We start from the raw sequence: 11,324 nt of genomic DNA on the forward strand, positions 1-11,324 counted from the left end.
GCAATAAAAACGATGTGTGAAAGAGCTTTCAACAAAAAAATGCGGATGAAACAACAGCATTGGGGTTTGATGTACCAGCCATCTTTCACCTGCGAGGTGCGCTAATTATGCCTGATAGAAAAGCACAGTCGTACTTCCCTAATACATTACTGAAACAGGCCCGTTTGGAAAGAGGATTATCCCAAAAACAGCTTGCAGACATGATAGAGGCTCCCCAAACATTTATGGTCAGTCGCTGGGAAAATGGCGTAACAACTCCTGGGCCTGTTTATCGAGGACGATTATGTGAGCTCTTCGGGAAAAGTTGTCAAGAGTTAGGACTACCAGAACTACCATCCCTTGCTCATCCCAATGATCCTCACCTCTCTCTCTTCGATCCTTCTATTCCACTGCATGTATCTGCTATGCGTAAATTAATAGGGAGAGACACCCTCTCTCATCAGATAAAAAAGCAACTCATACAAGAGCATTGCCCATTTCTCGCTCTGCACGGTTTACCGGGTGCTGGCAAAACTGCTCTCAGCGTATCCATCGCCTGTGATGAAGAGATACAAGAGCATTTCGCCGGTGGTATATTATGGATCGGACTTGGGCAAAAGCCTCAAGTGCTTACCCATTTGAGTCGCCTGGGACTCCTTCTCAAACTGCATGAAAAAGAAAGAGCTTCACTGCGAACCCATACCGAATGGCTTCAGGCATTACGCCAGTTGATTGGGCAGCGCCGTATGCTTATTGTGATAGATGATGTATGGAATCTAGAAGATGCTGCCTCATGTATGATTGGTGGTCCCTGTTGCAGTTATCTCCTGACGACGCGTCTGCCAGAGTTAGCAGTCCGTTTTGCAGAAACGCATGTCTGGCACATCCCTGAACTCAGTCAAGATGAAGGAGAGGAACTCCTTTATTCCTATATGCCAACGTTGATAGAACAAGAAACTCCGTTTATCGCTCAATTGGTACAGGCCGTTGGAGGCTTACCGCTCGCACTTTCACTCATTGGCTCCTATTTGCTGACTCAAACCTATCATCAGCGCCGTAGTCGAGTCCAGATGGTATTGACCCAACTACAGCAGGCAGAGAGCCGATTCTCATTAGAGCATCCCCAAACAGCTCTCATACAAGACTCGCATCTTCCTATAGATAAACCGCTAAGTATCTATTCAGTCATTCATTTAAGTGAGACTATCCTGGATACCTCCTCTCGGTGTGCCCTTGCAGCTCTTTCTCTGCTTCCAGCCAAACCAGATACCTTTGCAGAAGAAACAGCACTCTTTATTACAAGTAGCACCCTTGAGACGCTTGACCATCTTGTCGCAAGCGGTCTGCTAGAAGTGGTTGAAGGCGAACGCTATCAATTGCACCAAATTGTCTCCGACTATGCTAACCTGTATCTTAAGGAACCGGAAGCGAAAAAACGTATCACGACCTATTTCTGCCAGGCAATTCAAACCCATCAAAATGATCATGCGTGGATTGAGCAAGAAATGTCGACCATGCTTAGAGCATTACAGATAGCGCTCACAGAAGAGTTGAGTGATGCTATTGTGCAAGGAATCTTTTCCTTTACACAGTCTTTATTTTTTCAGGGGCTGTATGAGCTAGCACAAAACCTTCTCAATGACATAGCATTACAGATCCGCCAGACTCAGCAGACCCTTTGGATCACACGCCTACTCGAACAGCAAGGGAAAAATGCTATCTCGTTAGGTCAGTATAAGGTAGCCGAACAGCTATGGCAGGAGGGCTTATCCCTGGCTGAAAAACTACAGCATGCTTTCTTAACCTCTACCTTGTTATATGATCTAGGCGAATTGTACTATAAGCAAGGCCATTACGCCTCCTCGGAAGAGTATTTAAAACGCAATCTAGAACTAGCTTATCAGACAGGTACATCACAAGAGATAAGTCGGACTCTCTATAGTCTTGGAGCCGTTACTTATCAAAGAGGCGAGTATACTGCTGCGCGGGCATATCTTCAAGAGGGGCTTACGCTTGCTCAACAAACAGGTGATGCAAAAACAATTACATTTTTGATCAATATTGGAGCAGTTGAGGCAGACCAGAGTCATTTTAGTGAAGCAGATGAAGCCTGGCAAAAAGCGCTTGCATATGCTCGTAACCTCGGTGATCGTAGGAGTATATGTGTTATCTTAGTCAATCTCGGTACATTGTCAATAGAATTGAGAAAATATGAACGGGCACAGGTATATTTACAGGAAGGACTGGAACTGGCACGACGTATACAACATCGTGAGCAGATGTGCAATGTGCTGCTCGGCCTTAGCGAATTAGCACTACAACAAAATAACCTTACTGAGGGCGAAACTTATTTACAAGAAGGGCTGTTGTTAGCTCAGGAAGTAGGAAATCCATGGTTTGTCTGTAACTTCCGCCAAGGAATGGGAGAGCTGTATTTAAAACGGCAGGAGCCACAGGCGGCTCTCAACACTTTTTCTCAGGCGCTGAAAGAAGTACCTGACGGATCACGAAAAGAAACAGCGAAAATCTACTTTGGGCTCGCTCGCGCATATGCGCTCCTCTCAAAGCCCCAGGAAGCCCGTGAATATGCTTATAGTAGTCTGCAACGCTTTACTGATATAGGCTATTATCGCGCCAACGAAGTTCAGCTCTGGCTTGATCAATTTATCCAGGAAGATGGATCGATGCAGCTCTGAAATTGTATTGTAGACTTGAATACCATCAAGGATGCAATAACCAAAGCTCATGAGAGTACTCCCAATCCACACCACTATCCTGATGCTGGCAATTGGTTGGACGAATCCATTTGTAAGGTTACGCGCTACTTCCACCTCGCTAAATGTCATGTATTGTACGTACCCATGGAGCAGAGATGCTCTTCTAGAGCGTCTCTGCTCCATTGACTCGAAAGCATCAACAGAGCAAATAGCTCACAGATTTAACGAGGGGCGTAGCACAAGCATTGTAAAAGCGACCCACCATCAGTTGGTACCATAAATGCCAGACGAGTTTCCAACTCTTCGACCTCAAATTCCAGGTCATTGAGATCGTCATCCAGGAAATTCTCTTTAGCAGCTTCTAACGGCTGCGCAAATGATACCTTCTTGTCTTCATTCATAGCAATTTTACTCCTTCTTAACTAATTTTTTGTGGTAACATCAAAGATGTATCTTCTGCACCACTTGCAAGAAAATGCATCCTGCTCAAGTATCATCTCAATAATTCGGGGTAGCCTAGCGTGAGACAAAAATTGATAGCCAATGTATACTAGAGGTATGGTAGAAAACTTCGATCCCAACACTATTGAAAAAGAACCATTGCTGATGGTGCTTTCCCATCCCGAAATCCTCTTGCACAACAATCCGGCTGAGCTGGGTGCCAGACAGTGCGTCCGCAAACGAGATGTAAGCCTGCAAGCACGCACCACAGAGGGCATCGGGGCGTGGGATACCTTTCAGACACTGGTTGGGACTGCCAACAAACTTGGGGTGAATATGTACCAGTATTTTCATGACTGCATCACTCAAACCAACATGCTCCCCAGTTTCGCCCAACTCATCGAAGACCGTGCCAACGCTCTCCCGCTCTCAGCCTCTTGGTCACACGTTCCGTGAACTGCATGGGTCTCTTCCTTTCACCTTAACTTACGTACTCATTGAGCCAGTGATTTCCACATCAATAGGCTTACAGGTGCCGTTGTTACACCCTGGTGCCGAACAGGCTGAGATGCCCACAATCAGATCCATTTCTGCTCGCAACCGCACGAAGCCCCCAGGCCGCGAGAGGGGGGGAGCAATCTTGATGGCTCCCGTTGGAAGAACGGATGCATTCATAAAGAAATTGAAAGAGGTTGGAAGCCTATCTCCCGTGATACCAAAGGGAGCCAGGTTCTTCCCTAAGTTTTCAAAGCAACTGGGATGGTATCCCTCGATCCTGTACTCTCGCCGAAACATCTCTGGGCTGCACGAAGCGAAAAGAAAATCATGCTTGCCAACCGTATCTTCCACGATGGTAAACATCGCCGTGCTTCGATTCGAGTAAAGCACATGTCCTGTTGTCAAATAAATGGTGCCGTTGTAATCAATGCTGCGCCCTGATGAAAGCCACTCGGTCTTGTCGGTCTGCCCAAAGGCAACCAGATCGCCGCTCTGCTCTCCTTGGGGATCAATGATGGTGAGAAGCTGTTCTTGTTTGAGCAGGAAGCCAACACCTGTCTGTGCTTCCACATGATAACGCGCAATACGTGTCACTGCTTATATCCTTTCTTCTACCCTCGGATCTCGTTCGAGCGTCGCTTGACACCCAACTCATCACAACTGATGATAGGAAGAGCAAGCCAAACGGCTCTTGGCTCTGGGGGCAAGCTGCTTTTTCCTTGTCGATCTCTTCCTTCGTTTGGCCCAGGTTTCACAAGTGAAGCATCGCCAGGGACGAACTCCTCTGCTGTTGATTGAAACGCGCGTTTGAAGGAACCTCACTTTCATTGCTCAGTTCAAGTATACCAAAGGAGGTACGGTTTCCCTAGGCTGGGAATCGTCGATTCCTCTGATTGATGCTGATGCGCCTCCGTTTCGCTTCAAAAAACCGTTCTTATTTTAGGGAAGACTAAGATCGAAGCCGAAAAGAGGCAACAAGGCCAGATCACGCTCAAACGGTAAACTGAAAAGTTCGTCAGATGTTCTGTTTTTCTTTCCCCAAATTATTGGGATGATACCTGCTCAACACCTCTTCTCCCACTAGGACAAGTATAAAAGACTCCTTCATTGTTGAAAACGTCTCCGGAGGCTAGCCCCTTGAAACAGCCCCCCAACGGGGTTACTCTCCCAAAAACGAAAGTATTCCCTCACTCACCAGGCAACGCTATCTAGTAGAGGAAGCGCGCATCAAAGCAAGCTTTATGGTAGCGTTCAGGGCCAACCAGCGTTCAAAAGTCGACAGCGTTCACTACTTTTGAACGCTGTCGACTTTTGTGTGCGATCAGTGGTATTTGACCTTTTGAAGAAAGCATAGAAACCTCTTCTTTCATCAACTAAATGGATGAGGATCACGATTGTAGTCTGCAGGATCAAAGTCTCTCTCCAAATAGCCTGCGACACGCGGAGCAGTCCTCAAGCGAGGCAGATCAAGCACACGAACGTTCATCCCTCCAAAGTCAATGGGAAGAAGACCTGGCACAATGACTTTACACACTTTCAAACCAGCTCGTTCATGTTCAGAGCCGGGTATTTCTACCGCAATGACATCCAGGCCCATTGCGAGAATGCTCTGAATGCAGTAGAGCAAATCCTCTCGAAGATCAAGCGTTTGTGGACACTGCTCAAGCAACTCAGTCGCATACTCTTCGAAAGAACACACCTGCGGATTCTGAGAAAGAAAGTGCGTCTTTGGAGCTGACTCAGGAAGACCATACACCAGTCCATGATCCATGACTGAAATCACTTTGTGCGGATTGAGGGCCAGTTCTCGCATTTGGTCAAGGTAATCATCCACATGCACATTGCCGATCCAGTAACCGGCTTCTGCCAGCGCGGCAAGGACAGCCTTTGCGGGATTGAGGCTTGCGCCCCCCCCTACACTCACTGCTATTTTCATGTTCTCGGAAGAGAACGTGCGTAAGGATGCAATCGCGGTCACGGAAGGAATGGTTCGATCAAATCTGGTGTCAAGGAGATGGAGATCGTAGCCACTTTTTTCAAACCGATCCAGAAAATGCAGAATCTGGCGATCTTTGCATTGCCACAAATTCACACGGCGGGGAGCTGTTTTGGTGTACCAACTCAAGAGCAGTCCATCCCGCTCCACCAGTTCGAATAAGCCGAACAAGAGCGCTTCCTCTACTGAACCTCCAATCGCACAACCGCTTGAGGTTGCGCCCACAAATCTCGGTTCAGTATGTCGGGCGGGAGAGACTAGCTGCTCAGGCACGAGCAGGGGTTGTGCCTTGCGAAAGGAGTAACCCCAAATCCAATGTATCGGCATGTTTGTACTGAATTCTGTAAAGTACTTAACATTAGTTTGATAAAATGCTGGCTGATAGAGGCCAGTTTCTGCTGGATGTAAAGCGTCATGGTCTAAATGATCATAACTCTCAAATATAGTTGTTTGTTCGCTTCTCGTTCGGGCCCAGGCATAGCGCTCTAATCCTTCTAGGATGCCAGTCTGTAAGCTATATTTTCTTCCATGGCTTCCCCAATGCATCTTGTAAGAGGGTGAAGGTGTGTCCTGGATAGCAAAGCGACCGAGTATAGGAGCGTCAATCGTGTGATCTTCAGCAAGATAATATTCGTTACCAAGTATCCCACAGATGGGATTAATATAAGCAGCTTCAGGCAAATTATAGCCAGAAGCTTTCGTAGGATGATAATTTGTAACGTTCTGCTTGGGACGTGATGCGAGATGAATCAATTGACCTTGTGCTGTGCGAGACGGATCATCTGCACAAACGGGACACAACGCGTTTGGAAGAAGTGGATATTGAGCAAGGGTAGACGACCCTAGTTCAAGAGCATACAGTTGATTGTCTATGTGTTCAGCAAAGGATCTCGAGAACACCGCTACCGTGATTTGCCAGACGAGTTCCAGGGTGAATGGGGTAAGGCAGAGACCGCGTCCAGTGGCAAGCATATGCCGGGCAGAGGTAAGACTATTCGGTACGTCACTTTGCTCCAACATCAGGGAGGCTTGATTCAGCCTCCAATGTCGCTCTAAACACAGAGGACAGGGCCCACCGAGAGCAGGTCTATAGAGAGGGCCAAAAAGAAGGCGTGCATGATCGAGCCGAATGGGATAGACCATATCATAATTTTGCCATCTGCTGGTAGACTCTCGCTGATCACCGCTTTTAGAGAGATCGAGTATGGCAAGATCTATCAGGACGGAATTCTCTTTGGGTTGCGGCAGTTGCTGCTTGTTTGTTGCAATGTGCTCTCTCAAATACTGCTCAATAGAAGAGAGGGTTTTATCGAATGGAAGCGAACTTAGGCTCGTCTCTATGACAATGGACTTCTGCTGAGCCAGGTATGGCATACTATAGGCTCCTTTATGTTATGTATACGCTCGTGCCCTTCACTATAAGGTGGAGGTGTCTGGTGATGGACAAGCAAGACGTTTCCACTCATCAATGCAGTCTGAGCGCTGATGTCTGAAGGAATAGTATCAATGTAGCAGAGATGCTCCCGAGATGAAGATCCATCTCTAAAAGCACCTCTTCTACAAAGACTCGAAAGCATCAATAGAGCAAGCGGCTCACAGATTTACCTAGTGTGGGTTTGTGCACATATCACAGCATCCTTCACAACCACCACCATCCGTGGGTACCATAAATGCCAGGCGAGTCTCCAGTTCTTCGATCTCAAATTCCAGGTCATTGAGATCATCTTCCAAGAAGTTCTTTTTGGCATCTTCTAACGGTTGTGCAAATGGTACTTTCTTGTCTTCATTCATACCAATGTTCCTCCTTACTAACGAATTTTTGTGGGGATATCAAAGATGTATCTGCAGCACCACTTGCAAGCACATGCGTCCTGCTCAACACCTCTTCTCCCACTAGGGCAAGTATAAAAGACTCCTTCGTTGTTGAAAACGTCTAAGGAGGCTAGCCCCTTGAAACAGCCCCCAACGGGGTTACGCCCTAAAAAACGAAAGTATTCTCCCAATCACCAGGCAACGATATCTAATAGAGGAAGCGGGCGTCAAAACGAGCTTTATGGAAGCGTTCAGGACCAGCCAGGAGAAAAAGCAGCGAACGAAAACCTTTTGTGAGTTGCAACGCCTCATTCATCGCGAGATGATCAAAACCAAGCACTGCTCCACAGCCCAGTTTCAATGTCGTTGCAGCGACATATGTACTCTGGGCAACGAGGCCAGTTTCTACATTCAACAATCGATATCCTCGATTACCATACACCTCTAGCATCTGATAGAGGTCTCCTATAATGGCGATGACAACTGCAATTTCTCTCATATTGTAATTGTGGAGAGCATAACTTTGTTGAAGGAATGCTGTGTAGTCCCCTTTACGCACCACCACCAATCCATGGCGTCGCCAATCATAGTGATAGATGCCAGGTTCTATCCCCTCTGCATGATTGATGAATACCATAAGCTGCGTAAAATAAGGAGTGCCATCAGTACTCTTAAGGTCGGTTGCATACCCACGTGCAATGGCCGCAAAAAATAAGAGCGTTCCGAGTTCAGAACGAGAAAGTGGTCTCTGGCTTGAAAAATGTCCAAAACTAGAGTGACGCTGTTGAATAACCTCACCTATACTACGATCCAGGCTATCCAGAGCAGGCGAGGGCAATGGCACAAACTCGCCGTGGCCTTCTCCCATCCCCGTCTCGTGCATGAGTGTATCGGACGGAAGTGGTCGTGGCGCATGTGTCAAAAGCGTCGCACGATGAACAGCTTCCATACGTGGAAAGCGCTTCACGACCTTTGAACGCTGCCAGCTTTTGCGTGTGATCAGTGGCATTTGACCTTCTGATATGGATTCCATCTGATAGGAACCCTTCGATGCTATCTTTGCTGTCGAGGACGGAGAAACCTGTGAACTAAGTACTATTGGGATAACCGCGAAAACACTCTCAACACCTGTCTCTAAACCAAGCAGGTGGTTTAGCTCTTCATCCTGAAACCAGAGAAGCGTCTGAAGATCTGCCTGCAGACTCAAGCCAATCATGTTTAATGACCCAATCAGTGCGCCGATGTCCTGGTTTACTATGTGATAGCCAAAATTGCGGTACTTAAAAGCATTTTTCCAGAAGTTCGCTGTGATGAGAAGAAATTGATTCGTGTTTAATGCTGCCGGGTGGTGGAAAACAGCAGCTCGAATACGGTCAGTTCTATCACCAAGCTGCAAACGTTCCAGCGCATGATGAGCCGGGTCATAGTGATAGATACCGGGTAGGATTGAAGCACCAGGCCCGTGACACCAGTACATTTCTGCAGGATACAATCCACCACCAGAAGCGGTCCCTCGACCATAGAGGGCATCTGGTATTGTTTTTCCAGACATATTCCATGTAATAGAGATTCGTCGATTAAGCAAACCATGCGCAAGGAGAAAAAGCGTAGATAATTCATTAAACGAAAGCGCGTTCACCTCTCTTCTCTGCTGTGTTATCCCAGGGACAATACTTGTGATGGTACGTGTATCTGCAAGCTTTTCCATGGGCAAGGGGAAACGTGTGACGTGTTGATAGAGTTTAAAACGGGAGGGTTGATCCTGCCAATCAGGTTCAAATGGGAACGCATCAAGTGGTTGCCTGAACCTGGCAAAAACAGCCTCCGCATAGTCACGGCAGATCTCTTTCTCGTGAGAAAGCATGTAGACCTCTTCTTTCATCAACTAAATGGATGAGGATCACGATTGTAGTCTGCAGGATCAAAGTCTCTCTCCAAATAGCCTGCGACACGCGGAGCAGTCCTCAAGCGAGGCAGATCAAGCACACGAACGTTCATCCCTCCAAAGTCAATGGGAAGAAGACCTGGCACAATGACTTTACACACTTTCAAACCGGCTCGTTCATGTTCAGAGCCGGGTATTTCTACCGCAATGACATCCAGGCCCATTGCGAGAATGCTCTGAATGCAGTAGAGCAAATCCTCTCGAAGATCAAGCGTTTGTGGACACTGCTCAAGCAACTCAGTCGCATACTCTTCGAAAGAACACACCTGCGGATTCTGAGAAAGAAAGTGCGTCTTTGGAGCTGACTCAGGAAGACCATACACCAGTCCATGGTCCACGACTGAAATCACTTTATGATAATCAAGAGCCAGTTCGCGCATCTCATCAAGGTGGTCATCCACATGCACATTGTCGATCCAGTAACCAGCTTCTGCCAGCGCGGCAAGGACAGCCTTTGCGGGATTGAGGTTTGCGCCACCTCCTACACTCACCGCTATTTTCATGTTCTCGGAAGAGAACGTGCGTAAGGATGCAATCGCGGTCACGGAAGGAATGGTTCGATCAAATCTGGTGTCAAGGAGATGCACATCATAGCCACTTTTTTCAAACCGATCCAGAAAATGCAGAATCTGGCGATCTTTACATTGCCACAGATTCACACGGCGAGGAGCTGTTTTGGTGTACCAACTCAAGAGCAGTCCATCCCGCTCGATCAGCTCGAATAAGCCGAACAAGAGTGCTTCCTCTACTGAACCTCCAATCGCACAACCGCTTGAGTTTGTACTCACACATTTGGGTTCATTATGTCGGGCGGAAAAAACGAGTTGCTCGGCGACGAGGAGAGGTTGCGCCTTTCGGAAGGAATATCCCCAGACCCAATGGATGGGCGCGCTCATATCAAATGCTGTATAATGTTCGGCATTGGCTTGATAAAATGCTGGCTGATAGAGACCCGTCTCTGCTGGATGCAAAGCCGGAGAATTGAGATTATTGTAACTCTCAAATATGGTTGTTTCTTCTCTTCTTCGTCGGACGCAGGAATAACGCTCCAGTCCTTCTAACATGCCAGTCTGTAAGCTATATTTTCCCCCATGACCTCCCCAATGCACCTTGTAAGAGGATGAATGCGTTTCCTGGACAGCAAACCGTCCTATAACGGGGGCATCAATCGTGTGATCGTCATCCAGATAATATTCGGTACCAAGTACCCCACAGATAGGATTAATATAAGCAGCTTCGGGCAAATTATAGCCCGATGCTTTCATAGGATGATAATCTGCCACGTTCTGTTTGGGACGTGATGCGAGATGAATCAATTGACCTTGTGCTGTGCGAGACAGATCATCTGCACAAACGGGACAGAGCGAGTCTGGAAGAAGTAGATATTGAGCAAGGGTAGACGATCCTAGTTCAAGAGCATACAGTTGATGATCGATGTGCTCAACAGTGGGTCTCAAGAACACCGCTGCCGTGATTTGCCAGACGAGTTCCAGGGTAAATGAAGTAAGGCAGATGCTGTTTCCCGTGGCAAGCATACGTTGGGCAGAGGTAAGACTACCATCGCCTTGATCCAACATCAGGGAGGCTTGATTCAGCTTCCAACGTTGCTCTAAACACAGAGGACAGGGCCCGCCGAGAGCAGGTCTATAGAGAGGACCAAAAAGAAGACGTGTTTGATCGAGCCGAATGGGATAGACCATATCATAATTTTGCCATCTGCTCGTGGGCTCTCGCTGGTCGCCGCTTTTCGACAAATCAAGTATGGCAAGATCGATCAGGACTGTTTGCTCTTTAGGCAGCAAAAGTTGCTGACGATGGGCCGCGATTTGTTCTGTCAGAGACCGCTCGATGAGAGAGAGCGTTGCATCAAACGAGGGTGTACTCAGACTTGCCTCTATGGTAATGTCTTTCTGCTGAGTTAAGTACGACACAATAA

8 protein-coding genes are annotated in these 11,324 nt (G+C 47.4%); 2 read left to right on the forward strand and 6 right to left on the reverse strand.

From position 1 onward, the window contains the following. Nucleotides 1-107 precede the first annotated feature (107 nt). Nucleotides 108-2,675: a tetratricopeptide repeat protein gene (locus EL633_RS22975; RefSeq protein ID WP_126629638.1), complete on the forward strand. Its 2,568-nt coding sequence runs from the start codon at nucleotides 108-110 to the stop codon at nucleotides 2,673-2,675. Nucleotides 2,676-2,917: 242 nt separating this feature from the next. Here the strand turns inward: EL633_RS22975 and EL633_RS22980 are convergent, their stop codons facing one another. Then, nucleotides 2,918-3,097, reverse strand: a complete 180-nt coding sequence (locus EL633_RS22980) for a hypothetical protein (RefSeq protein ID WP_126629639.1) — start codon at nucleotides 3,095-3,097, stop codon at nucleotides 2,918-2,920. Nucleotides 3,098-3,254: 157 nt separating this feature from the next. Here EL633_RS22980 and EL633_RS22985 point away from each other — a divergent pair, with 157 nt between their 5' ends. Beyond that, entirely contained in the window at nucleotides 3,255-3,593 is a 339-nt protein-coding gene (locus EL633_RS22985) for a hypothetical protein (protein WP_126629640.1), read from the forward strand. Between the two features lie 30 nt (nucleotides 3,594-3,623). Here the strand turns inward: EL633_RS22985 and EL633_RS22990 are convergent, their stop codons facing one another. The 5 genes from EL633_RS22990 to EL633_RS23010 all read right to left on the reverse strand — a co-directional run bounded on the left by EL633_RS22990 (nucleotide 3,624) and on the right by EL633_RS23010 (nucleotide 11,319). Next, entirely contained in the window at nucleotides 3,624-4,229 is a 606-nt protein-coding gene (locus EL633_RS22990) for a DUF1989 domain-containing protein (protein ID WP_126629641.1), read from the reverse strand. A gap of 775 nt (nucleotides 4,230-5,004) precedes the next feature. Further along, nucleotides 5,005-7,005 (reverse strand): TOMM precursor leader peptide-binding protein, encoded by a 2,001-nt coding sequence (locus tag EL633_RS22995; RefSeq protein ID WP_126629642.1) that lies wholly within the window; start codon nucleotides 7,003-7,005, stop codon nucleotides 5,005-5,007. Between the two features lie 231 nt (nucleotides 7,006-7,236). Next, nucleotides 7,237-7,422: a hypothetical protein gene (locus EL633_RS23000; protein WP_126629643.1), complete on the reverse strand. Its 186-nt coding sequence runs from the start codon at nucleotides 7,420-7,422 to the stop codon at nucleotides 7,237-7,239. 229 nt (nucleotides 7,423-7,651) lie between these two features. After that, nucleotides 7,652-9,307 carry a SagB/ThcOx family dehydrogenase gene (locus EL633_RS23005; RefSeq protein ID WP_161982362.1) on the reverse strand — a complete coding sequence of 552 codons (1,656 nt, stop codon included), beginning with the start codon at nucleotides 9,305-9,307 and terminating at the stop codon, nucleotides 7,652-7,654. 17 nt (nucleotides 9,308-9,324) lie between these two features. After that, complete coding sequence (locus EL633_RS23010; RefSeq protein ID WP_126629645.1) at nucleotides 9,325-11,319, reverse strand: TOMM precursor leader peptide-binding protein; 1,995 nt, start codon at nucleotides 11,317-11,319, stop codon at nucleotides 9,325-9,327. Nucleotides 11,320-11,324 lie beyond the last annotated feature (5 nt).

Origin of the sequence: Dictyobacter alpinus, from assembly GCF_003967575.1 — a bacterium.
In the GTDB taxonomy this organism is placed as follows: Bacteria; Chloroflexota; Ktedonobacteria; order Ktedonobacterales; family Ktedonobacteraceae; genus Dictyobacter; species Dictyobacter alpinus.